19 protein-coding genes are annotated in these 21,833 nt (G+C 74.8%); 10 read left to right on the forward strand and 9 right to left on the reverse strand.

Annotated features, from left to right (window positions below; all coding sequences use genetic code 11):
- Nucleotides 1–3 precede the first annotated feature (3 nt).
- From OU787_RS28850 to OU787_RS28870, 5 genes are read left to right on the forward strand one after another with little or no spacing between them, the layout of a single operon-like run.
- Nucleotides 4–1,041: an ABC transporter substrate-binding protein gene (locus OU787_RS28850; RefSeq protein WP_268661116.1), complete on the forward strand. Its 1,038-nt coding sequence runs from the start codon at nucleotides 4–6 to the stop codon at nucleotides 1,039–1,041.
- Nucleotides 1,038–1,886: an ABC transporter permease gene (locus tag OU787_RS28855; RefSeq protein WP_268661117.1), complete on the forward strand. Its 849-nt coding sequence runs from the start codon at nucleotides 1,038–1,040 to the stop codon at nucleotides 1,884–1,886. Before OU787_RS28850 ends, OU787_RS28855 begins: the two co-directional genes overlap by 4 nt.
- The gene (locus tag OU787_RS28860; RefSeq protein ID WP_268661118.1) at nucleotides 1,883–2,617 is read left to right on the forward strand and encodes an ABC transporter ATP-binding protein; all 735 of its coding nucleotides are present in this window, start codon (nucleotides 1,883–1,885) and stop codon (nucleotides 2,615–2,617) included. The genes OU787_RS28855 and OU787_RS28860 overlap by 4 nt, the downstream gene beginning before the upstream one ends.
- Nucleotides 2,618–2,643: 26 nt before the next feature.
- On the forward strand, nucleotides 2,644–3,558 hold the full coding sequence (locus OU787_RS28865) for an ABC transporter substrate-binding protein (protein ID WP_268661119.1): 915 nt from the start codon (nucleotides 2,644–2,646) through the stop codon (nucleotides 3,556–3,558).
- Nucleotides 3,559–3,563: 5 nt separating this feature from the next.
- Nucleotides 3,564–4,634, forward strand: a complete 1,071-nt coding sequence (locus tag OU787_RS28870) for an LLM class flavin-dependent oxidoreductase (protein ID WP_268661120.1) — start codon at nucleotides 3,564–3,566, stop codon at nucleotides 4,632–4,634.
- A gap of 56 nt (nucleotides 4,635–4,690) precedes the next feature.
- Here the strand turns inward: OU787_RS28870 and OU787_RS28875 are convergent, their stop codons facing one another.
- Entirely contained in the window at nucleotides 4,691–5,680 is a 990-nt protein-coding gene (locus OU787_RS28875) for an aldo/keto reductase (RefSeq protein WP_268661121.1), read from the reverse strand.
- A 143-nt stretch (nucleotides 5,681–5,823) separates the two neighbouring features.
- Between OU787_RS28875 and OU787_RS28880 the strand changes: the two genes are divergently transcribed.
- The gene (locus OU787_RS28880; RefSeq protein WP_030460488.1) at nucleotides 5,824–6,273 is read left to right on the forward strand and encodes a group III truncated hemoglobin; all 450 of its coding nucleotides are present in this window, start codon (nucleotides 5,824–5,826) and stop codon (nucleotides 6,271–6,273) included.
- A 10-nt stretch (nucleotides 6,274–6,283) separates the two neighbouring features.
- Here the strand turns inward: OU787_RS28880 and OU787_RS28885 are convergent, their stop codons facing one another.
- The 7 genes from OU787_RS28885 to OU787_RS28915 all read right to left on the reverse strand — a co-directional run bounded on the left by OU787_RS28885 (nucleotide 6,284) and on the right by OU787_RS28915 (nucleotide 11,623).
- Nucleotides 6,284–7,582, reverse strand: coding sequence for an MFS transporter (locus tag OU787_RS28885; protein WP_035955449.1), 1,299 nt, complete (start codon nucleotides 7,580–7,582; stop codon nucleotides 6,284–6,286).
- Nucleotides 7,583–7,773: 191 nt separating this feature from the next.
- Nucleotides 7,774–7,893: a class III lanthipeptide gene (locus tag OU787_RS28890; RefSeq protein ID WP_198545003.1), complete on the reverse strand. Its 120-nt coding sequence runs from the start codon at nucleotides 7,891–7,893 to the stop codon at nucleotides 7,774–7,776.
- A gap of 61 nt (nucleotides 7,894–7,954) precedes the next feature.
- Nucleotides 7,955–8,074, reverse strand: a complete 120-nt coding sequence (locus OU787_RS28895) for a class III lanthipeptide (RefSeq protein ID WP_193588066.1) — start codon at nucleotides 8,072–8,074, stop codon at nucleotides 7,955–7,957.
- Between the two features lie 59 nt (nucleotides 8,075–8,133).
- Entirely contained in the window at nucleotides 8,134–8,253 is a 120-nt protein-coding gene (locus OU787_RS28900) for a class III lanthipeptide (protein ID WP_268661122.1), read from the reverse strand.
- A gap of 75 nt (nucleotides 8,254–8,328) precedes the next feature.
- A complete protein-coding gene (locus OU787_RS28905) occupies nucleotides 8,329–8,448 on the reverse strand; it encodes a class III lanthipeptide (protein WP_193588068.1) in 120 nt (39 codons plus the stop codon).
- A gap of 662 nt (nucleotides 8,449–9,110) precedes the next feature.
- On the reverse strand, nucleotides 9,111–11,135 hold the full coding sequence (lanKC, locus tag OU787_RS28910; RefSeq protein WP_268661123.1) for a class III lanthionine synthetase LanKC: 2,025 nt from the start codon (nucleotides 11,133–11,135) through the stop codon (nucleotides 9,111–9,113).
- A gap of 281 nt (nucleotides 11,136–11,416) precedes the next feature.
- Nucleotides 11,417–11,623 (reverse strand): hypothetical protein, encoded by a 207-nt coding sequence (locus tag OU787_RS28915; protein ID WP_268661124.1) that lies wholly within the window; start codon nucleotides 11,621–11,623, stop codon nucleotides 11,417–11,419.
- A gap of 402 nt (nucleotides 11,624–12,025) precedes the next feature.
- Between OU787_RS28915 and OU787_RS28920 the strand changes: the two genes are divergently transcribed.
- Nucleotides 12,026–13,567, forward strand: coding sequence for a BTAD domain-containing putative transcriptional regulator (locus tag OU787_RS28920; RefSeq protein WP_268661125.1), 1,542 nt, complete (start codon nucleotides 12,026–12,028; stop codon nucleotides 13,565–13,567).
- A 2,076-nt stretch (nucleotides 13,568–15,643) separates the two neighbouring features.
- Here OU787_RS28920 and OU787_RS28930 read toward each other — a convergent pair.
- Nucleotides 15,644–17,122: an MFS transporter gene (locus tag OU787_RS28930; protein WP_268661126.1), complete on the reverse strand. Its 1,479-nt coding sequence runs from the start codon at nucleotides 17,120–17,122 to the stop codon at nucleotides 15,644–15,646.
- 379 nt (nucleotides 17,123–17,501) lie between these two features.
- Here OU787_RS28930 and OU787_RS28935 point away from each other — a divergent pair, with 379 nt between their 5' ends.
- The 3 genes from OU787_RS28935 to aspT all read left to right on the forward strand — a co-directional run bounded on the left by OU787_RS28935 (nucleotide 17,502) and on the right by aspT (nucleotide 21,833).
- Nucleotides 17,502–19,658: an MMPL family transporter gene (locus OU787_RS28935; RefSeq protein WP_051817008.1), complete on the forward strand. Its 2,157-nt coding sequence runs from the start codon at nucleotides 17,502–17,504 to the stop codon at nucleotides 19,656–19,658.
- Nucleotides 19,659–19,746: 88 nt separating this feature from the next.
- Nucleotides 19,747–20,097: a DUF488 domain-containing protein gene (locus tag OU787_RS28940; protein ID WP_268661127.1), complete on the forward strand. Its 351-nt coding sequence runs from the start codon at nucleotides 19,747–19,749 to the stop codon at nucleotides 20,095–20,097.
- Nucleotides 20,098–20,150: 53 nt separating this feature from the next.
- On the forward strand, nucleotides 20,151–21,833 hold the full coding sequence (aspT, locus tag OU787_RS28945) for an aspartate-alanine antiporter (RefSeq protein ID WP_268661128.1): 1,683 nt from the start codon (nucleotides 20,151–20,153) through the stop codon (nucleotides 21,831–21,833).

The raw sequence follows: 21,833 nt of genomic DNA on the forward strand, positions 1-21,833 counted from the left end.
CCCATGCGCACCCCCGCCCGCCGCCGCACCCTGCTCGCCGCCACCGCCCTGACCGCCGCCGCCGCGCTCGCCCTGACCGCCTGCGGCTCGTCCGCGAAGGACGCCTCGGCCTCCGCCGACGGAAAAGGCGGCGCCGAGGTGGTGCTGAGAGTGCCCGACCCCGGGAACTCCGGCTTCCTCGCCAAGGGCAAGAAGGACGGCTCGCTGGACGCGGCGCTGGCCGCCGCGCACGCCAAGGTGGTGTGGACGGGCAGCGCCGGGCCGTTCGCCCCCGCCGCGCAGGCCCTGAACGCCGACCAGCTGGACGTCGCCCAGGGCTCGATCACCTCGGCCGTCGCCGCGCTCGCCCAGAAGCCCGGCTTCAAGCTGTTCGCGCAGACCGAACCGGACCAGGCGGGCGAGGGCATCCTGGTGAAGAACGGCTCCCCGATCAAGGAGATCAAGGACCTGGTCGGCAAGAAGGTCGCCGTCTCGCAGGGCGGCACCTCCGAGTACCTGCTGCTCAAGGCCCTGGAGAAGAACGGCATCCCGGCCGACCAGGTGCAGCGGGTCTACCTGCGGGCCGACCAGACCTCCGGGGTCTTCAACTCCGGCCAGGTCGACGCCTGGGCGACCTGGGGCACCTTCTCGATCCCCGCCATCGCCAACGCGAACGCCCACTTCCTGGCCGACGGCAAGGCCGTCGGCAGCGACAACTACGCGGTGTGGGCGGTGCGTTCGTCCTTCGCCGAGAAGCACCCCGAGGTGGTCAAGGCGTTCTACGGCTACCTGCACGAGAACGGCGCCAAGGAGAAGGCCGACCCGGCCGCCTACCTCAACGTGTTCACCGACGCCGGCCCGACCGCCGTCACCCCCGCCGAGAAGGACATCGCCGTCGACTTCGGCAAGCAGCGCGCCGTGGACTCGCCGATCACCGACGCCGACGCGGCCCGGTTCGCGGTGGTCGCCAAGTTCTACGCCGACCAGGGCGTCACCAAGACCCTGGTCGACGTCAAGCCCTACCTGCTCGACGTCAACTCCCTCGCCGGGAGCGGGAAATGACCGTCACCACCGAGCAGGCCCGGGCGGCCGGGCTGGTCGCCCCCAGGGCCCGCGCCACCGCCGCCCGGCCGCGCGGCGTCTCGCTCGCCCTGCGCACCCTGGGCCCGCTCGCGCTGATCGCCGCCTGGCAGATCTCCTCGGCGACCGGCGCGCTCACCCCCGACGTGCTCGCCTCGCCCGGCCAAGTCCTGCAAGCGGTGGGGGAGTTGTGGGGCAACGGGCAGCTCGGCGACGCGCTCTCCACCTCGCTCACCCGGGCCGCCCTCGGCCTGCTGTTCGGCGCCGGGGCCGGCCTGGTGCTCGGCGTGGTCACCGGCTTCTTCCGGCTCGGCGAGGAACTGCTCGACTCGGCGGTCCAAGTGCTGCGCACCGTCCCGTTCCTGGCGCTGGTGCCGCTGTTCATGGTCTGGTTCGGCATCACCGAGACCGCGAAGATCGCCCTGATCGGCGTGGCCACCTCCTTCCCGATGTACGTCTCCGCCTCCGGCGGCGTCCGCAACACCGACCGCAAACTCGTCGAGGCGATGCGCAGCTTCGGCCTCTCCCGCTGGGCGATCGTCCGCGAGGTGGTGCTGCCCGGCGCGCTGCCCGCCCTGCTGTCCGGGCTGCGGCTGTCGATGACGCTCAGCGTGATCGCGCTGATCGCCGCCGAGGAGATCAACTCGACCGAGGGGATCGGCTACCTGATGGCCCAGGCGCAGAACTTCTCCCGCACCGACGTGCTCGCCGTCTGCATCCTGATCTACGGCCTGCTCGGCCTGGCCGCCGACGGCGCGGTCCGGGTCCTGGAACGCGTCCTGATGCCCTGGCGGTCCGCCGGTGGACGGCAGGGGGCCGGACGATGAGCACCCCCACCACCCCCGCCGTCCACCTGCGCGGCCTGCGCCGGGTGTTCGGCACCCGGGCCGTCCTGGACGGCGTCGACCTGGACATCGCCCGCGGCGAGTTCCTCGCCCTGCTCGGCGCCTCCGGCACCGGCAAGACCACCCTGCTGCGGATCCTCGGCGCGCTCGACCGCGCCGACCAGGGCACCGTGCTCGTCCCGCCCTCGCGCACCGTGGTCTTCCAGGAACCCCGGCTGATCCCGTCCAAGCGCGTCCTGGCCAACGTCACCGTCGGCCTGCCGCGCGGCGCCGCCACCAAGGAGACCGGCCGCCGGGCGCTGGCCGAGGTCGGCCTCGCCGACCACGCCGACGCCTGGCCCGGCACCCTCTCCGGCGGCGAGGCCCAGCGCGCCGCCCTCGCCCGGGCCCTCGTCCGGGAACCCGAACTCCTGCTGCTGGACGAGCCGTTCGCCGCCCTGGACGCGCTCACCCGGCTGCGCATGCAGGACCTGGTCGGCGAACTGTGCCGCAAGCACCGGCCCGCCGTCCTGCTGGTCACCCACGACGTGGACGAGGCGATCCGGCTCGCCGACCGGGTCGCCGTGCTGCGCGACGGCGCACTCGTCCGCGACGAGACCGTCACCGTCGAACGCCCCCGGGACGCCGCCGACCCCGACTTCGCCGCGCTGCGCCGCCGCCTGCTCGCCGACCTCGGCGTGCACCAGGACCCCGCCCCACAGCACGTCAACTAGCCACCGCTCCAAGGAAAGAGACCGCCATGACCGTCACCGTCGGTGTGCACCGCTCCAACCCCTCCCTCTACCACCTGGCCCGACTCGACTACCTCCAGCAGGAGTTGGCCCCGCTCGGCGAGAGCGCCGAGTTCCACCACTACACGGACGGCACCAGGACCGGCCCCTACCTGGCCGACGGCACCATCGACTTCGGCGGCACCGGCTCCACCCCGCCGATCACCGCCCAGGCCGCCGGGCACGACATCGTCTACACCGCCGTCTCCGCGCCCCGCCCCGACCACGGCGCGCTGCTGGTCGCCGCCGACGGCCCGGTGCAGTCGGTCGCCGACCTCAAGGGAGGCAGCGTGGTGCTCGGCATCGGCTCCTGGCAGACCCACCTGCTCGCCAAGGCCCTCGACCAGCACGGGCTCTCCTACCGCGACGACATCAGCGCCGAGCGCCCCGCCGGGGACGAGGCCGAGCGGCTGCGCAGCGGCGCCATCGCCGGCTGGATCGCCCAGGGCGCCGAACTCGCCGCCGCCCGCCGCACCGGCGAGTTCCGCGAACTGGTCCGCACCGGCGACGTCATCACCGACCGCTCGGTGTTCTTCGCCCGCCGCGAACTCGCCGTCCAGCGCCCCGAGATCGTCGCCGCCATCGTCACCGCCCTCCAGCGCGCCGACCACTGGGCCGCCGCCCACCCCGCCGAGGCCGCCGCCCTCGCCGCCGAGGACCAGGGCGGCGAGGCCGCCGACTGGCACACCGCGCTCGCCGCCCTGCCCTGGCAACTGGAGCCCGCCACCGCCGAGTTCGCCGCCGAACAGCAGGAGGCCGCCGACATCTTCCACCGGGTCGGCTTCATCGACCGGGCCGTCACCGTCGCCGACATCCACCTGCCCGAACTGGAGCAGCCCGTCGCCGCCGCCATCTCCCGCGCCGCCGCCGTCCGGGAGGTCTGAGCACCATGGCCACCGAAGTCCTCTGGTACCTGATCCCCCGCGAGGGCCACTACCCGTGGGAGCCCGAAGGCCGCCGCCCGGTCGACCTCGGCTACCTCCAGCACCTCGCCGCCACCGTCGAACGCCTGGGCTACACCGGCGCCCTGCTCGCCACCGACCAGTACGACGTGTGGACGCTCGGCTCCGCGCTGGCCGCCGCCACCGGCCCCGGCTTCCAACCCCTGCTGGCCGTCCACCCCGGCCTGGTCTCGCCCACCCTGCTGGCCAAGATGGCGCTCTCCTTCGAGCACCTGCACGGCCCCGGCCGGCTCCGCTTCAACGTGGTCAACGGCTCCACCAACCAACTGCGCGAGTACGGCCTGCACGTCGAGCACGACGACCGCTACCGGCTGTCCGCCGAGTACTGGAACCTGGTCAAGCGCCTCACCAGCGGCGAAGTCTTCGACCACGAGGGCGAGTTCTACCAGCTGAAGAACGCCGGAGCCTCGCTGCGCGACCTGCCGCCGCTGCGCGAGGGCCACATCCCGCTCTGGTTCGGCGGCTCCTCCCCGGCCGGCATCGAGGTCGCCGCCGAACACGTCGACGTCTACCTCACCTGGGGCGAACCCCCGGACCTGCTCAAGGAGAAGCTGGAACGCGTCCGCGAACGCGCCGCCGCCCACGGCCGCACCCTGCGGCTCGGCCTGCGGCTGCACCTGATCGTCCGCGACACCGAGGAACAGGCCTGGGCCGCCGCCGACCGGCTGCTCGACGTCACCAGCGAAGCCACCTACGCCCGCCAGCTCGGCGGCCGGGCCGGCGAGGACGGCGTCGGCTGGCAGCGCCAGTTCCGCCAGCACGGCGGCCGCGTCCCGGCCCGCGCGCGGGAGCTGGAGGAGCACCCCAACCTGTGGCCCGGGATGAGCCTGTTCCGCCCCGGCCCCGGCACCGCCGTGGTCGGCTCCACCGAACAGGTCGTCGAACGGCTCCGGGAGTTCCAGGAGCTGGGCGTGGACACCTTCATCCTCTCCGGCAACCCGCTGCTGGAGGAGGCGTACCGGGTCGCCGAGACCGTGCTGCCGAAGCTCCACCCGTGAACCCGGGCGGGCGGCCGAACTCTCCCCGGCCGCCCGCCCGTTCAGCACGCCACGTGCTACTTGCTGATCCGGTCGATCTCCGCCAGCTCCGCCGCGGTCAGCGGACCGGCCGCCAGCGCGTCCAGGTTCTGGTCCAGCTGCTTCACGCTGGAGGCGCCGATGATCACCGACACCACCCGCTCGTCCCGCAGCACCCAGGACAGCGCCAGCTGCGCCAGGCTCTGCCCGCGGCCCTCCGCGACCTTCGCCAGCGCCCGCAGCTGCTCCAGCTTCGCCCCCGTCAGCGCCTCCTCCTTCAGGAAGTGGCCCACCGACATCCGCGAACCCGCCGGCACGTCACCCGACAGGTAGCGGTCCGTCAGCAGGCCCTGCGCCAGCGGCGAGTAGGCGATCAGCGCGGTCTGCGTCTCGCCCACCGCGTCCAGCAGGCCCTGCTCCGGCTCCCGGTTCAGGATCGAGTAGCTGGCCTGGTTCAGCAGGCACGGCGTGCCCAGCTCGCGCAGGATCGCCACCGCCTCCCGGTGCTGCTCCGCCGGGTAGTTGGAGATCGCCGCGTACAGCGCCCGGCCCGAGCGCACCGCCGTGTCCAGCGCCCCCATCGTCTCCTCCAGCGGGGTGGAAGGGTCCCACCGGTGCGAGTAGAAGACGTCGACGTAGTCCAGGCCCATCCGCTCCAGCGACTGGTCCAGGCTGGCCAGCAGGTACTTGCGGCTGCCGCCGTCCCCGTACGGGCCCGGCCACATGTCCCAGCCCGCCTTCGAGGCGATGAACAGCTCGTCCCGGAACGGGCGGAAGTCCTGCGCGAACAGGTAGCCGAAGTTGCGCTCCGCGCTGCCGTACGGCGGGCCGTAGTTGTTCGCCAGGTCGAAGTGCGTCACCCCCCGGTCGAAGGCCCGGCGCAGCACCGCGCGCTGCACCTCCAGCGGCTGGGTGTCACCGAAGTTGTGCCACAGGCCGAGCGAGACGGCGGGCAGCTGCACGCCGCTGCGCCCGGCGCGGCGGAAGGTCATCGAGGCATAGCGGTCGTCCGCGGGGAGGAAGCTCATGACCAGCATCCTGCCAGGTGGGGACCTCCGGCGGGACCAACGGCCCTGCCCGTGGACACCCGCCCCGGCGTACCCTGGCCGGGCGGGCGCGGCGGAGCGCCACCGCCCGTGACAGCGCGTGGGAGCACGAGGAGGACACCGCCGTGGCACTGCCGGACATCACCAGCCGGGCCGACCTGGAACAGGCCCTCCGGCTCTTCTACCGCGCCGCCTTCGCCGACCCGCTGATCGGCCCGCACTTCACCGAGATCGCCCGCCTCGACCTCGAAGCGCACCTCCCGCGGATCACCGACTTCTGGGAGAGCGCCCTGCTGCGCACCGCCTCCTACCGGGGCAACGCGCTCGCCCCGCACGCCGCCCTGCACGCCGTCGCCCCGCTCACCGCCGCGCACTTCGGTCGCTGGGTCCAGCTCTGGCGGGCCACCCTCGACGGCCGGCACGCCGGGCCGGTCACCGAACGCGCCAAGGCCCAGGCGCAGCGGATCTCCGTCACCATGCTGCGCCGCCTCGGCGAACCGGACACCGGCGGCGGCAGCGGCGGCTTCGTCCCGCTCTCGGCCGTCCGCCTGGCCTCCGGCAGCACCGCCCTCTGACGCCCCCCGTTCAGGTGTTGGCGACCGGGCGCGGCTCCACCGGCCGGCCCTTCGCCGCCGGGGCCGCCGCCCGGGGCTCGCGCAGGTCCGGGATCCGGCGCAGGCCGCCGCTGACCGTGCTGTAGAGGGCCAGGACGAGCAGCACGCCCGCGTTCAGCAGCAGCACGGTGGACGCCGCGAAGCGGTCCAGCAGCGCGCCGCTGACCAGCGGGCCGAACGGGACGAACAGCGCGGGCGCGATCCCGCACGCCGTCTGCACCCGGCCCAGCAGGTGGTCCGGGACGGAGTGCAGCCGGGCCGCGGAGATCACCGCGTTCGCGGCCGGCGAGGTCAGCCCGCACAGGCCGATCACCAGCGCCGTGAACAGCACCCCGTGGTCGAGCGCGAGCAGCGGGGTCAGCAGCGCGGTGCTCCAGCAGACCGCCAGCACCAGGGTGCGCGGCGCCAGGGTCCGCCCGGCCCGGGCCGAGAACACCGCGCCGACCAGGTTGCCCGCGCCGGACATCGCGATGACCAGCCCGTTGTGGTAGCTGCCGCCGGACCCGGCCTGAGCGCCCTGCGCGACCAGCACCACCACGATCCCGCTGAACACGAAGTTCACCAGCGCCGCGTTCACCAGCGTGTACCGCAGGAACGCGCTGCGCCGCACCTCCACCAGCCCCGTGGTCAAGTCCCGCAGGAACGGCGGACGTTCGGCCTTCGGCCGCCCCGCACCCGGCGCCTCCTTCGGCAGCCGCACCGACAGCACGCACAGCGCGGACGCGGCGAACGAGGCGGCGTCGACCACGAACGGCAGCACCGGCGTGACGGCGTACAGCGCGGCGCCCAGCATCGGCCCGACCAGGGTCGCCACCGCCGACCGGGCCTGCGCCATCGACACCGCCGTGGTCAGCTGGGCGCGCGGCACCACGTGCCGCAGCGCCGCCGAGGCGGCCGGCCCGAACGGGGCGCTGAGCAGGCTGTTCAGCACCGCGAGGCCCACCGCGAGCGGCAGGTTCACCCGGCCGGCCAGCACCGCCAGCGCGAACAGCGCGAAGGCCGCGGCCCGGCCCAGGTCGCAGCAGAGCAGCACGGTGCGGCGGCGCAGCCGGTCGACCAGCACCCCGGCCGGGAAGCTGGCGAACAGCGAGGAGACGATCTCGGCGAAGGTGACCAGCCCGAAGTCGGTGATCGAGTGGGTGGCCGCCAGCAGGACCAGCGGCAGCGCGATGTACGTCGCCTGCGAGCCGAACGCGGACAGCGCGTGGGCCAGCCACAGGCGCTGGTAGTCGGGGTTGCGGTACAGCGGGGTGGGCGGGGCGTCTGCCACGGCGGTCCTCCCGGGTCCGGAGCGGGCTGGGGGCTGGGGGCGGGGGTCGAGAGCGGGAGCGGGGGCTGAGGACGGGGAGCGCAACGGCCGGGGCGGCCGGCACCCGGGAGGGCACCGGCCGCCCCGGCCGAGGGCCGGCCGCGCCCGTACGGGGGTGAGGGGCGCGACCGGGGGCCGGTGTCCGGCGAGGATCAGACGGCGTCCTCTTCGATCTTGCTGTGGCAGTAGTTGGAGACGGTGCTCCACTCGTTGAGCTCGCCCTCGTCGGTGTCGGCGACGGACAGGTTCTGCAGCTTCAGGATCTCGGACATGGTGAACTCCTCTGGGGGATCGGGTGGTTGGTGGTACCAGGTGTGGTGGAGCGGGGAGGACTTAGAGCGCGTCTTCCTCGATCTTGCTGCCGCAGTGGTTGGAGACGGTGCTCCAGTCGTTGAGCTCGCCCTCGTCGGTGTCGGCGACGGACAGGTTCTGCAGCTTCAGGATCTCGGACATGGTGAACTCCTCTGGGGGATCGGGTGGTTGGTGGTGCAGGGGGTCGAGCGGGGGAGGACTTAGAGCGCGTCCTCTTCGATCTTGCTGCCGCAGTAGTTGGAGACGGTGCTCCACTCGTTGAGCTCGCCCTCGTCGGTGTCGGCGACGGACAGGTTCTGCAGCTTCAGGATCTCGGACATGGCGGTTCTCCTTCTGGGGGTCGGGATGCGGGTGGTTCAGTGCGGTGCGGTGCGGTGCGGTGGGGCGGGGAGGGCTTAGAGCGCGTCTTCCTCGATCTTGCTGCCGCAGTGGTTGGAGACGGTGCTCCAGTCGTTGAGCTCGCCCTCGTCGGTGTCGGCGACGGACAGGTTCTGCAGCTTCAGGACCTCGGACATGGCGGTTCTCCTTCTCTCCGGTGGTGCGGTCGCTCCCGGACGGTCGCCCGGGAGGGGCAGGTGGGGCCCGGCGTCGGCGCGGGCTCAGGGGCGGCCGGCGACCAGGGCCGGCAGGGTGGCGCCGGGCAGGTCCAGCGGTGCGCCGGCGGCGGCGTGGACGGCCAGCAGGACGCCGGCGGCGCCGGTGGCGAGGTCCGTGGACAGGCGGTGCAGCTGGTCGCCGGCGATCGCGGTGCCGTCGCGGTACGGGACGGCGTGCCAGGCCAGCAGGCGGCGCTGGCGGGCGATCCGCTCGGCGGCGCCGGGCCGGTCGCGGTGCTCGGCGAGCAGGGCCAGCAGGCCGGCCCGGCCGTGGAACAGCCCGCCGAAGATCACCAGCCGGGCGCGGGCGGCCAGCAGGATCCCGTCCAGGGCCCGGGCGAACTCCTCGTCGTCGGGCCGGTGCCGCAGGTACTGGCCGAGGACCAGGCCGGTGCCCGCGCTGCCGTTGCCCAGGTAGGGCAGCAGCCGGGTGCCGTCCAGCAGGTTGACCGCGCCCTCCTCGCTGGTGCGGCACTGCTCCAGGTCGGCGCGCAGGGCGCGGGCGGCCAGGTCGAGGTGGGCCGGGTCGCCGCTGTCCTGGTGCAGGTGCAGGAAGAACGCGGCGATCCCGCTCGGCCCGGTCAGCAGGCCCGCCCCGGCCGGGGCGGCGCCGCCGGGTCGAGGGCGGCGGCCAGCCGTTCGGTGGCGCGGTCGAGGGCGTCGCGCAGGCCGCCGTCGCCGGTGGCGCGGTGCAGCCGGTGCAGGACGAGTCCGAGGCCGGCCAGTCCGCTGCGCAGCGACAGGTCCCCGGGGGAGGTGGTGCCGGCGCGCTGGAGGACCTCCCACGCCTCCGGTTCGCGGCCGAGCCGGTGCAGGACGAGGGCGGCGCCGTGCAGGCCGTCGTACAGGCCGGGCCGCCGGTCGCGGGAGCGGCGGGCGGCCCGCCACAGCCAGTCGGTGTGCTCCTCGTCGACGTCCTGCCCGGTGCTGTGCAGGGCGTGCAGGACGCCGGCCGCGCCGTGCGCCAGGGTGTAGCCGCCGTCGTTCAGGCCGGCCGGGTCGCCCGGGAAGAGGCGGTCGGCGCGCTGCGGGGTGGCGGCGGCGCGGATCGCCCGGGTGAGCGCCCCGGGCAGATCCTCGGCGTCCGGACGGTCGAACGGGCTCCCGCCGGGGTGCCCGGCCGCTCGGCCGGCGTCGGGGGTCCGGTTGGCGTCGGCCGAGCGGCCTGCGTCGGGGGTCCGGCCGGGGCGGCGCAGGCCGCGCCGGACCCGTTCGGTGTGGGCGGTCGGCACCGGGAAGAACTCGGCCATGGCGTCGGCGAGTTGGTCCACCTTGTCGGGGTCCAGGTCGAGCAGCATGGTGTACGGCAGGAACAGCGAGAGCCGGATGCAGTCCAGCGCGTAGTCGTCCCGGGCGAAGCCGGACAGGGCGTGCGGGGCGACGAAGCCGGGGCAGGCCACGGCCGGTTCGGGGTCGAGGCCGGGGCGGTGCGCGACCTCGAAGTCGACCAGGCAGATCCGCCCGTCCGGGCGCAGCAGCACGTTCGCCGGGTGCAGGTCGCCGAACGCGTACCCGCGGGCGTGGATCCCGTCGACCGCCCGCTGCAGCTGGTCGATGATGTCGAGGGCCCGCGCGGTGTACCGGGCCAGGTCCTCGGCGGAGGGTTCGGGCCGGGTCAGCGGGTTGGAGCGGGCCAGGAACTGGCGCAGCGTCTCGCCCTCGACGTACTCCTCCGCCAGGTAGTGGTGCTCCCAGACGGTGAACTCGTCGATCAGCCGGGGCACGAACTCCAGCCCCGCCAGGGCCCGCAGCGCCCGGGCCTCGGTGCGCAGCCGGTCCACCGCGTCGCGGCCGGCCCCGTCCAGCCCGGCCAGCGGCCGGGCCTCGCGCAGCACCACCGGCCCGCCGTCGCCGCCGTCGCCGTCCCGTTCCCGGGCCAGGTAGACGCCGCCGCCGTTGGAGAAGTGCAGCGCCCGTTCGATCGCGTAGGGCAGTCCGGGCTGTCCGGCGGCCGCGGCCTCGTCGGCCCGCAGCTGTTCGGCGACGCACTCCGGCGGCTCCAGCCAGGGCGGCAGGGTGAAGTACGGGTCGCGGCGGTCCGGCACCAGGGTGCCGTCCGGGGCCGCGATCGCCAGCACCCGCTCGCCGTTCTCCGGCGTGCACCAGCGCTCCAGGAAGCCGCCGTACCGCAGGTACAGCGGGCCGTCCTGCCAGCGCAGGTCGCCGAGCACGTACGGGGCGCGGCGGCCGGCCAGCAGCGGGCCGAGCCCGTCCAGCACGGTGCGCAGCCGGGCCTCGTCGGCCGGGTAGAGCGTCATCAGCTTGCCGCTGCTGCCCCGGCGGGCGTACTTGCTGTTGTTCAGGTGGTGGATGCGGGGGGTGGCCAGGAACTTGTGCGGCAGCCCGGCCTCCAGGCAGTACGCCGAGACCAGGTCGATCACCTCGGCGGCCTCGGCCGGCACCGCGGAGACGTGGATCTTCCAGCCCTGGTCGGGCAGTTCGGCCCGCTCGGGGGTGAGGAAGAACCAGGACCCGTCCTGGTGGCTCCGCCAGCCCGCCGGGGCGGGACGGTCGGCGGCGGCGAACCGGCGCTTCTCGGCGCGGTCCACGGGGTGGTCGTAGAAGTGCGGATCGTCCCCGGCGAACATGTGGTGATTGCGTTTCACGTCGTCCACCCCTTTCCGTGGTCGTGTGTCGGTATTTCGGTGTGTCGGTGTTTCCGTTTTTCCGTGGTCGTGGATCGCGATTCCGGTCTCCGCGCGGCAGCCGTTCACCGGCCGCCGGGTGGGGGATTCCCCCCGGCGCCTTCTCAGGCGACGACCCAGCCCTGGTTCAGGTTGCGGCGGGTGTCACCGAGGACGCGGTCGGTGCGCTCCGCGGACTCCGGCGAATCGGCGAGGAAGTTCGAAGTGGCGTGCATGGCGGGCTCCTTGGCGTAATCGGTGGGTCACTGGCCCCAGGTCACGTCGTCGCTGTGCGCGGACGGCGTGGCGGTGGGCGACGGGGCGGAAGTGGCGGACACCTCCGGGCCACCGGCCCGGGTGGTGCTGCCGGGCGGGGAGGAGAGGACCGGGACGGCCAGCCCGACCAGGGTCGAGAGGCCGGCGACGAGCAGTCCGGCGAGTGCGGTTCGGGCCGTACGGGTGGCGTTCACGGAATTGTCTCTCCCTCGGGAAATAGATTCTGCTGCGGCACTTTCCGGGTTTTCCCGGTGTGTGGTCCCGTGCTGCCGGCATTCGCTTTCTTCGCTCTTTCTCCCCTGCCGACACCTCTACTCTGGCGTGCCCGGGCGGAGCGCGGAAGTCCGGTGTGATGGACGGATGTTGCCCTGGCACAAGTCGTCCACTCGTCCCACACGTCACTCCCGTCACAACGCCCGGACGGGGACGGCTCCGGCGGCCGCCCGGGAGCCGCCGGGGGTGCCGTCCACAGCCGGTGGGACGCCTCCAGGTCGCCGCCCGGACGCCGCCCGGCGCGGCTTGGCGCGGCTTGGAACCCACTTGGAGCGCAGGTGGGCGACGGTGGCGCCCGGCCATCGCATAGGCTCGGCCCCACGATGGTGCGGATCACTGTGCTCGGGACGCTGACGGCGCAAGTGGCGGGGGCCGCCGCCCGGTTGGGAGGCCCGCGCCAGCGCGGCGTGCTCGCCCACCTGCTGGTCGCCCGCGGCACCGCCGTCCCCGCCGGACGGCTGATCGACGACCTGTGGGACGGCCGCCCGCCCGCCAAGGCCGCCGCCTCCCTCCAGGCGTACGTCTCCAACCTGCGCCGCCTGCTGGAACCCGGCCGTGGCCCCCGCCAGGAGGCCCGGCTGCTGGTCAGCGAGGCCGGCGGCTACGCGCTGCGCGGCATCCGCACCGACGCCGGGGACTTCGAGGACCTGCTCGCCGCGGCCGCCCGGACCGGCGGGGCCGAACCCCTCCGGCAGGCGCTCGCCCTCTGGCAGGGACCGGCCTACCACGAGTTCGCCGACCGGCCCTGGGCCGCCCCCGAAGCCGCCCGCCTCGAAGAACTCCGCACCACCGCACGGGAATCCGCCGTCGAGGCCGACCTCGCCGCCGGCCGCCCCGGCCCCGCGGCGCAGGACGCCGCCGCCCTGGTCGAGGACCACCCCCTGCGCGAACAGGCCTGGCGGCTGCTCGCCCTCGCCCTCTGGCACGGCGGCCGCCAGGCCGACGCACTCGCCGCGATCCGCCGCGCCCGCGGCTACTTCGCCACCGAACTCGGCCTCGACCCGGGGCCGCTGCTCACCGCCGTCGAGTCCGCGATCCTGCACCAGCGCACCGAGGAGCTGACGCCGCGTCAAGTCGGCCCGGCGAACGGGGCGGTGACCCGTCCCGGCGCGGGCGGTGCAAGCGGCGCCGGCGGGGCAGGTGAGGCGGGCCCGGTGGACGGTTCCGGTCCGGTGGACGGTTCCGGCCCGGCCCCGCGGCCGGAGCGCCCCGGACGCGCCGAGCCCGGCGCCGACGGCCGCCCGCAGGTGTTCGTCGGGCGGGAGGAGGAGCTGGCCGCCCTGCGGGGTGCGGCGGCGCGGGCCCGCGGTGCGGCGGCGTTCGCCCTGGTCAGCGGGGAGGCCGGGGCCGGGAAGTCCACGCTGCTGGGGCGGTTGCGCGAGCAGCTGGTGGCGGACGGCTGGCGGGTGCTGACGGGGCGCTGCCCGGAGAGCGCGGGCGCCCCCGCGGCCTGGGCGTGGACCGAGGTGCTGCGCGAGCTGGCCCGGCACGAACCGGCCACCGCCGCCGACCCGCTGCTGGCCCCGCTGCTCGCCGCCGCGCAGGAGCCGCCCACCGCCAGGACCCGCTGTCGGGCCGGTTCCGGCTGCACCGCGCGGTGGTCGCCCGGCTGCACGCCGCCGCCGGGGCGGCGCCGCTCGCCGTCCTGCTGGACGACCTGCACGCCGCCGACCCGGAAACACGGGAACTGCTGGGCGAGTTGGCCGCCGACCAGGCGGCCTTCGGCGCGGGCGGCGGCCTGCTGCTGGTGGCTGCGCTGCGCCCGGGCGAGGGCGAACTCGCCGACGTGCTGGCCACGTTGGCCCGCCGCTCGCCGGTCCGGGTGCCGCTCGGCGGGCTCGCCGAGCCGGACGCCGGCCGGCTGATCGAGGCGGTGTGCGCGGCCCCGGTCCGCCCCGAGACCGTCCGGGCACTGGCCGAACGCACCGGCGGCAACCCGTTCTACCTCGCCGAGAGCGCCCAACTCCTCGCGCTGGAGGACGAGTCGACCGCGCTGCGGCAGGTCCCGCAGGGCGTCCGGGACGTGCTGCGCCGCCGGTTCGAGCGGCTGCCCGCCCCCGCCGTCGACCTGCTGCGGCTGGCCGCCGTGGCCGGCCGGGAGAGCGACGTCGACCTGCTGCTGCGGGCCGGCGAGCAGGACGAGGAGACCGCCACCGAGGCCGTCGAGGCCGCCGTCGCGGGCGGCCTGCTGCTCGAACCCCGGCCCGGCACCGTCCGGTTCGCGCACGTGCTGGTCCGCGACACCCTGTACGCCGACCTCGGCGGCCTGCGCCGGGCCCGCCTGCACGGCCGGATCGGCCACGCCCTGCACGACCTGCGCCCCGGCGAACTCACCGCGCTGGCCCACCACTTCACCCAGGCCGCGACCACCGCCACCGCCGCCCTCGCGGTCGACCACTGCGTCCGCGCCGCCGAGGCCGCCGAACGGCGCTACGCCCACCCCAGCGCCGTCAGCCTGCTCCGGCAGGCCGTCGACAACCTCGAACGGGCCGCCGAACAGCCCGGCGAGGACCGCCCCGCCCGCCGGATCGAGCTGCTCGGCGCCCTGCTGCGGGCCCAGGTCCGGGCCGGGCAGGTCACCGCCGCCATCGCCACCAAGGACCGGGCGCTCCGGACCGCCCGGGAGAGCGGCCGCGAGGAACTCCTGATCGCCGCCTGGACCGCCTGGACCGAACCCACCCCCTGGGTCACCCACCCCTACGGCGTCTTCGACCGGGAAGCCGTCGACCAGCTCACCCGGCTGCTGCGCCGCACCGACCTGCCGCCCGTCACCCGCTGCCGCCTCCTCGACGCCCTCACCCAGGAACTCGACTGCGTCGACCCGGCCCGACTCGCCGCCGCCGGAGCCGAAGCCGTGGCGATCGCCCGCGCCGAGGGCGACCCGCGCCTGCTCTGCCTCGCCCTCACCGCCCGGGCCCGGTCCTGCGACTACGAACTGGCCTCCGTCGAACGGGACCGCACCGCCGCCGAACTCGCCGCGCTGGCCGCCGAACACGACCTGCCCGCCTACCGCTGGCAGGCCGAACACCTCGCCGCCACCGCGGCCGCCGCCCGCGCCGACCTGCCCGCGCTGCGCCGCCACCTCGTCGCGGGCGAGGAGATCGCGCACCGCTACGGGCTGGCCGAACTCGCCGACGTCGCCCTGTTCCAGCGCGGCATGCTGGAACTCGCCGCCGACCGGATCGACGCCGCCACCGCCCTCTACGACCAGGGCCTGGCCGGACTGCACGCCCGCGCCTCGCTGCACGCCGGCGGCCTGGCCGCGCTGATCCGGGTGGTGATCGCCCACCGGCAGGGCCGGCTGGCCGAGATCCTCCCGCTGATCGAGGAGCACCGCGCCCAGTACGGCCACCTGATCGCCGACGTCACCGCCCTCGCCCTGCTCGCCGCCGGCCACGGCCCGGACGAGGCCCGCCGGGCCCGGGGCGAACGCCGCGAGATCCCGGCCGACTACTTCCGCTCGCTCTTCCTGCAACTGCGCGCCGACCTGGTCATCGCCCTGGACGAACGCGAGGAGGCCGCCGAACTCCTCGACCAGCTCCGCCCGTTGGGCCACCTGGTGGCGGGCGCCGCCTCCACCTCGATCGCCGCCCGCCCGGTCGCCCTCACCCTGGGCGACCTCGCCCGCCACCTGGGCCGCCCCGCCGAGGCCGCCGCCCACTTCCGGCAGGCCCAGGAGATCGCCCACCGCTGGGAGGCCCCCGGCTGGGCGGCCGAAGCCCGGGCCGGACTGGCCTCCCTGGCCGCCCCGGAGGACCGACCCGCCCTGGCCCGCCCCGAGAACGACCCCGGGCCCGGCCCCGGAGACTGAGCGCCGCCCCCGCCACCGGCCCGGCCCGCCACCGGCCCGGCCCGGGCGGTCGTCTCCGGCGCCTACCACCGCTACGGCGGCCCCGCCGGGAGGGGCGGGGCCGCCGGTCGCGGTCGAAGCGCCGGAGGGGTCAGGCGGGGTGCTCGTCGGTGCTGTGGGAGTCCGTGAGGGTGAGTGCGCCGAACGCGGTGACCAGGCCGACGACGACCGCCAGCACGGCGTAGGTGATCCGCTCGCCGTGGAAGAAGGAGGCGACCAGGCCGCTGTCCCAGGTGCCGGCGGGCAACCGGGTGGTGACCAGGGCGGCGATCAGGGTGCCGACGACGGCGGTGCCGACGCTGCTGCCGACCTCCTGCGCGGTGTCGTTGAGGGCGGTGCCGATCGAGGTGCGGTTCTCCGGCACCGCCTCGACCAGGGCGATGGCGCAGATGGTCATGACGGTGCGCAGGCCGACGGTCATCACGACCATGCAGAGCGCGATGACGGCGTAGCCGTGCGAGACGCCCCAGGCGAGGCCGGCCAGCGCGCCGGCCAGGCAGGCGGCGCCGACCAGGCAGGCCACCCGGTGGCCGAAGCGCTTGACGAGCCACTCGGACAGCGGGGTGGCGGCGAGCATCGTCACGATGATCGGCAGGTTGGCCAGGCCGGCCTTGACCGGGCTCCAGCCGTAGGCGTACTGGAAGTGCAGGATCAGGCCGAACATGACGGCGGCCATCGCGATGGCGGTGCCGATCTGGGCGATCGCGGCGCCGCGGACGGTGCCGCCGGCGAAGAGCTTCAGGTCGAGCATGGGGGCGGCGGTGCGGCGCTCGTGCCACACGAAGGCGGTGCCCGCGACGAGGGCGCCGAGGATCGAGCCGATCGTGGCGGCGGAGCCCCAGCCGTGGTCGACGCCGCTGGTGAGCGAGTAGCAGGCGAGGCCGATGGTGGCGACGCTCAGCACGGCGCCGGGCAGGTCGAGGCGGTCGCGGGTGAGGTCCTCGGGCCGGTCGGCGGGGACGCCCAGGCGCACGCCGACGGCCGCGATCAGCGCGATCGGGGCGTTGACCAGCAGCAGCCACTGCCACTTCACGTGGGCCAGCGCGGTGCCGCCGAGCAGCGGGCCGAGGACGAAGCCGGACATGCCGACGACGATCATCACGGTCATCGCCCGCATCCGCAGCGCCGCGTCGTCGAAGAGCCGGAAGACCAGCGAGTTGGTGATCGGGGCCATCGCCGCGGCGGCGACGCCGAGGCCGGCCCGCAGGGCGATCAGCTGCCCGGCGCCGGTGACCAGGGCGACGCCCAGGCTCAGCAGGCCGAACACGGCGAGGCCGACCAGCAGCACCCGCCGGCGGCCGAGCCGGTCGGCCATCGAGCCGGCGGTCAGCAGTAGGCCGCCGAAGGTCAGCGAGTACGCGCCGGTGACCCACTGCAGCGCGGTGGTGCCGCTGCCCAGGTCGCGGCCGATGGTCGGCAGCGCGATGGACAGCAGCGTGTTGTCGACCATCTCGACGAAGAAGGCCAGGCAGAGCGCGGCCAGCGGGATCCAGGCGGCGCGCAGGGACGGGTAGGTGCGCGGCGCCGCTGCTGGGGCGGCGGCGGTGGTGGTGGTTGCGGTGCCGGTCATGGCGGCCTCCTCTCGGGACGGGTGTCAGGGCGGGTGTCGGGGCGGGTGTCGGGTGTGGGCGCCGCGGTGGGCGTCGCGGTGCGTCGATGCCGTCCGCACTGCCGCCGTGGCGCTGCCGCCCGTCTCCTCAGAGCGTGCGGGAGCGCGCCGACAGGCCGCTGTCATCCCACTGACAGCCCGCCGACAGCCCGCAGACAGCCCGCCGGCGGCCCGGCCTCCTGGTGGGGGCAGTTCCGCGCGGGGGCGGACACCCCGCCGTTCCGAGCACCCGCCGCGCCGCCCGGCCCGGGGCTTGGAAGGGCCGCCAAGTGGGCTCCAAGAGCCGCCTTCCACACTGGGGTTCGACACCGCATCGACCGTAGAACGGAAGGCTTCCGCAATGTCCACTCTCCTCGGCCGCCTCGGCGGGGCCGCGGCGGCCCGGCCCTGGCGCACCGTCGTGGCCTGGGTGCTGCTGATCGGCGCGATCTTCGGCTCGGCACAGGCGTTCGGCGGAGAACCGCGGGACAACTACCGGGTGCCCGGGACGCGTTCGACCGCGGGCATGGACCTGTTGAACGCGCGGTTCCCGGACAGTTCCGGCACCAGCGCCCGGGTGGTGGTGCACGACCGGGGCGGCCGGGCGCTGCCGGCCGAGGCGCTGGCGGGGCTGCGGGAGCGGTTGGCGGGGCTGCCGCACGCGCTGTCGGTGACCGGGCCGATACCCTCGCGGGCCGGTGACACCGCGCTGCTCACGGTCGGTTACGACGTCAAGGTCACCGACTTCAAGGGCTCGGCGGGCCTGGACGCGCTGCGGGCGGCGGCCCGGTCCACCACCGACGCCGGGTACCAGGTGGAGTTCGGCGGGGAGCTGCCGGAGAACTTCAGCGCGCCCAACGGCACCGCCGAGGCGATCGGCATGGTCGCCGCGCTGGTGATCCTGGTGCTCGCGCTCGGCACGGTGATCGCGGCGGGCCTGCCGCTGCTGGTCGCGCTGGCCGGCCTCGGCGCGGGCACCGGGCTGATCACCCTGCTGTCGGCCGTCACCGACATCAGCGGGATCGCGCCGACCGTGGCGTCGATGGTGGGGCTGGGCGTCGGCATCGACTACGCGCTGCTGCTGGTCTCCCGGCACGTGGAGGGCCTGCGCCGGGGCCTGGACGCCCGGGCGGCGGCGGCCGAGGCGAACGCCACGGCCGGCTCCTCGGTGGTGGTGGCGGGGGCCACCGTGCTGGTCTCGCTGTTCGGCCTGAAGCTGGCGGGGCTGTCGGTGTACGCCTCGTTCGGCTACGCGACCTTCGCCACCGTCGGCGCCGTGATGGCGGCCGCGCTCACCCTGGTGCCCGCGCTGGCGGCGCTCGCCGGGCCGCGCCTGCTGCGCCGCGCCGAACGCCGGGCCCCCGCCGCCCCCGCCGCGCCCGCCACTGCCGGGGGCGCGGGCGCTCGGCCCGGCCCGACCCGGACCGAGCGCTGGGCCCGCCTGGTGGGCCGCCGCCCGGTGGCCGCGGCCGTCCTCTCGCTGGCGGTGCTGCTCGGCCTGGCCGCGCCGATGCTCGGCATGCGCACCTGGCCGCAGGACGCGGGCAGCCAGGCGTCCGGCAACACCACCCGCAAGGCGTACGACCTGATCGCCGGGGCGTACGGCCCGGGCGCGAACGGGCCGCTGCTGCTGGCGGTCGACCTGCGGAAGCTGCCGGAGTCCGAACTGCCCGCGCTGGAGGGGCGGATGGCGGCCGACCCGGGGGTCGCCGCGGTCCAGCCGGCCCGGTTCAACGCGGCCCGGGACGCGGCCGTGATCAGCGTGCAGCCGACCACCGGCCCGCAGGACCGGGCGACCGCGAAGCTGCTGCAGCGGCTGCGCGGCGGCGGACTCCCGACGGGGGTCGAGGCCACCGGCACGGTCGCCGCGTTCTCCGACATCTCCGACCGGCTCTCGCAGCGGCTGTGGGTGGTGGTCCCGTTCGTGGTGGCGCTCTCGCTGATCCTGCTGACCGTGCTGTTCCGGGCGCCGGTGATCGCGGTCAAGGCCGCCGCGATGAACCTGCTGTCGGTGGCCGCCGCGTACGGCGTGATGACGGCGGTCTTCCAGCACGACGCGAGCGCCCGGCTGCTGGGGCTGCCGCACGCGGTGCCGGTCTCCAGCTGGGTGCCGATCCTGATGTTCACGATCCTGTTCGGCCTGTCGATGGACTACGAGGTGTTCCTGCTCTCCCGGGTCCGCGAGGACTGGCTGGCCACCGGCGACGCGCGCGGCAGCGTGGTGCGCGGGCTGTCCTCCACCGGGCGGGTGATCAGCAGCGCCGCCGCGATCATGGTGGCGGTCTTCACCGGCTTCGCCATCGACCCCGACATCACCGTCAAGATGATCGGCGTGGGCATGGCCGCGGCCGTCCTGGTGGACGCCACCGTGGTCCGGATGGTCCTGGTGCCCGCCACCATGACCCTGCTCGGCCGCCGCAACTGGTGGCTGCCCGGCTGGCTGGACCGCCTGCTCCCCGAACTGCGGGTCGAACCCGGCGAGGCCCCCGCCCCCGCCGCGCAACCGGTCCCCGCCTGACCCGCCCGGCCCGGCCCGGCACGCTCCCGCGCCCCGCCGTTCGCGCCGCTCCCGCCCGTCCGGGCCCGCGGTGCTTACGGTGGGGCGCATGAGCGTACGGGTGGAGCGGGTGTACGAGGCGCCGGACGGCGGCGTGCGGGTGCTGGTGGACCGGCTGTGGCCGCGCGGGCTGCGCAAGGAGGACGCGCACCTGGACCGGTGGGCCAAGGAGGTGGCGCCCTCCACCGAGCTGCGCCGCTGGTTCCACGGCCCCGAGGGGGAGTACCGGGAGTTCGCCCGCCGCTACCGGGCCGAACTGGACGCCCCCGGGGTGCAGCAGGAGCTCGCCGAACTGCGGGAACTGGCGGCGCGGGACGACCTGGTGCTGCTGACCGCGGTCAAGGAGCCGGAGCACAGCCACGTGGAGGTGCTGCTGGAGCGCCTGGGCCGAGCCGGGTGATCATGACGGCGTGTTAGTCCGGTCAAACAGTGGTAAACCGGTCTAATACGCCCATGAGCCTCCTGCGTGAGAACGCCGTTCTCGCCCTCTTCTTCTGCCTGGGCCTGGGCTACCTGGTCGGGAAGCTGCGCGTCGGACCGATCCAACTGGGCGGCATCTGCGGCGTCCTGATCGTCTCGATGCTGGTCGGCGCCCAGCACGTCTCGGTGAACGCCGACGTCAAGAACGTGGCGTTCGCCCTGTTCATCTTCTCGCTCGGCTACATCGCCGGCCCGCAGTTCTTCGCCAACATGAACGCCAAGGGCCTGCGCTTCGGCGTGCTGTCCGTCATGGAGGCGGTCGTCGTCGTCCTGATGGCGCTCGGCATCGCCAAGGGCTTCGACCTGGACGTCGGCACCGCCGCCGGCATCCTGGCCGGCGCCGCCACCGAGTCCGCCGCCGTCGGCACCGCCCAGGACGCGATCGCCAAACTCCCCGGCATCACCGCCGACCAGACCACCCAGCTGCAGGCGCACGTCGCCACCGCCTACTCGGTCTGCTACCTGTTCGGCCTGATCAGTATCGTCCTGCTGACCAGCCAGCTGTTCCCGCTGCTGATGCGGATCAAGCTGCCCGAGGCCTCCCGGCAGGTCTGGGAGAAGATGCGCGGCGGCGACGGCGAACTGGAGCCCGGCGAGGCCCCCTCGCTGCCCGCCCTGGTCGGCCGCACCTACCTGGTCTCGCAGGGCGAGGGCACCCGGGTCAGCCAGGTCCAGGAACGCTCCGGCCAGCTGGTCACCGTCGAGGCCGTCCAGCGCGGCGGCAAGAAGCTCGGCGTCGACGACGACCCGGTGCTGCGCCGCGGCGACCAGGTGCTGGTGGTCGGCCGCCGCGCCGCCGTGCTGGACGCCGGGCACGAACTCGGCCCCGAGACCAGCGGCGTCCCCGGCCTGGACAGCCCGATGGCGGTCCGCCAGATCGTGGTCACCAACAAGGAGGTCGCCGGACACACCCTCAACGCCGTCCGCGACCGGGACCACGACGTCACCGGCGGCGTCTTCCTCACCGACATCCAGCGCGTCGACCACCACCTGCCCGCCGTCGGCGAGACCGAGGTGCACCGCGGCGACACCCTCACCGTGGTCGGCGCCCGCTCCCGGGTCGAGAAGTTCGCGGGCAAGGTCGGCGCCACCGTCCGCTCCGACACCGCCGACTACATCTACATCTCGCTCGGCATCTGCCTGGGCGTCCTGCTCGGCAAGGTCAACCTCCACTTCGGCGAGGTCAACCTGACCCTCGGCACCGGCGGCGGCTGCCTGATCTCCGGCCTGGTCTTCGGCTGGCTGCGCTCGCTGCGCCCCACCTTCGGCGCCTACCCGCCCGCCGCCGCGCAGACCATGAAGGACCTCGGCCTGGCCATGTTCATCGCCGTCACCGGCATGGCCGCCGGCCCCGACGCCGGGCCGCTGCTCAAGCAGTACCCCGTGCTGCTGCCGGTCTCCGGCATCCTGATGGTGGTCATCCCGGCCTTCCTCGGCCTGTTCATCGGACGCCGCTTCCTCAAGATCGAACCGCCGATCCTGGTCGGCGCGATCGCCGGACAGCAGTGCTCCACCCCCGCGATCACCGCCGTCGGCAACGTCGCCCAGAGCAGCGTCCCGATGCTCGGCTACACCATCACCTACACCATCTCCAACTTCCTGCTGCCGCTGACCGGACCGCTGCTGGTCGGCCTGGTCGGCCTGGGCGGGGGATGA

It is taken from the genome of Kitasatospora sp. YST-16, assembly GCF_026802215.1.
GTDB classification, from domain to species: Bacteria; Actinomycetota; Actinomycetes; order Streptomycetales; family Streptomycetaceae; genus Kitasatospora; species Kitasatospora cineracea.

What these genes read in the sequence shown, in the direction of transcription:
- OU787_RS28850 (WP_268661116.1), top strand. Translation starts at nt 4, where the DNA reads ATGCGCACCCCCGCCCGCCGCCGCACCCTGCTCGCCGCCACCGCCCTG.
- OU787_RS28855 (WP_268661117.1), top strand. Translation starts at nt 1,038, where the DNA reads ATGACCGTCACCACCGAGCAGGCCCGGGCGGCCGGGCTGGTCGCCCCC.
- OU787_RS28860 (WP_268661118.1), top strand. Translation starts at nt 1,883, where the DNA reads ATGAGCACCCCCACCACCCCCGCCGTCCACCTGCGCGGCCTGCGCCGG.
- OU787_RS28865 (WP_268661119.1), top strand. Translation starts at nt 2,644, where the DNA reads ATGACCGTCACCGTCGGTGTGCACCGCTCCAACCCCTCCCTCTACCAC.
- OU787_RS28870 (WP_268661120.1), top strand. Translation starts at nt 3,564, where the DNA reads ATGGCCACCGAAGTCCTCTGGTACCTGATCCCCCGCGAGGGCCACTAC.
- OU787_RS28875 (WP_268661121.1), bottom strand. Translation starts at nt 5,680, where the DNA reads ATGAGCTTCCTCCCCGCGGACGACCGCTATGCCTCGATGACCTTCCGC.
- OU787_RS28890 (WP_198545003.1), bottom strand. Translation starts at nt 7,893, where the DNA reads ATGTCCGAGATCCTGAAGCTGCAGAACCTGTCCGTCGCCGACACCGAC.
- OU787_RS28895 (WP_193588066.1), bottom strand. Translation starts at nt 8,074, where the DNA reads ATGTCCGAGATCCTGAAGCTGCAGAACCTGTCCGTCGCCGACACCGAC.
- OU787_RS28900 (WP_268661122.1), bottom strand. Translation starts at nt 8,253, where the DNA reads ATGTCCGAGATCCTGAAGCTGCAGAACCTGTCCGTCGCCGACACCGAC.
- OU787_RS28905 (WP_193588068.1), bottom strand. Translation starts at nt 8,448, where the DNA reads ATGTCCGAGGTCCTGAAGCTGCAGAACCTGTCCGTCGCCGACACCGAC.
- OU787_RS28920 (WP_268661125.1), top strand. Translation starts at nt 12,026, where the DNA reads ATGGTGCGGATCACTGTGCTCGGGACGCTGACGGCGCAAGTGGCGGGG.
- OU787_RS28930 (WP_268661126.1), bottom strand. Translation starts at nt 17,122, where the DNA reads ATGACCGGCACCGCAACCACCACCACCGCCGCCGCCCCAGCAGCGGCG.
- OU787_RS28935 (WP_051817008.1), top strand. Translation starts at nt 17,502, where the DNA reads ATGTCCACTCTCCTCGGCCGCCTCGGCGGGGCCGCGGCGGCCCGGCCC.
- OU787_RS28940 (WP_268661127.1), top strand. Translation starts at nt 19,747, where the DNA reads ATGAGCGTACGGGTGGAGCGGGTGTACGAGGCGCCGGACGGCGGCGTG.
- aspT (WP_268661128.1), top strand. Translation starts at nt 20,151, where the DNA reads ATGAGCCTCCTGCGTGAGAACGCCGTTCTCGCCCTCTTCTTCTGCCTG.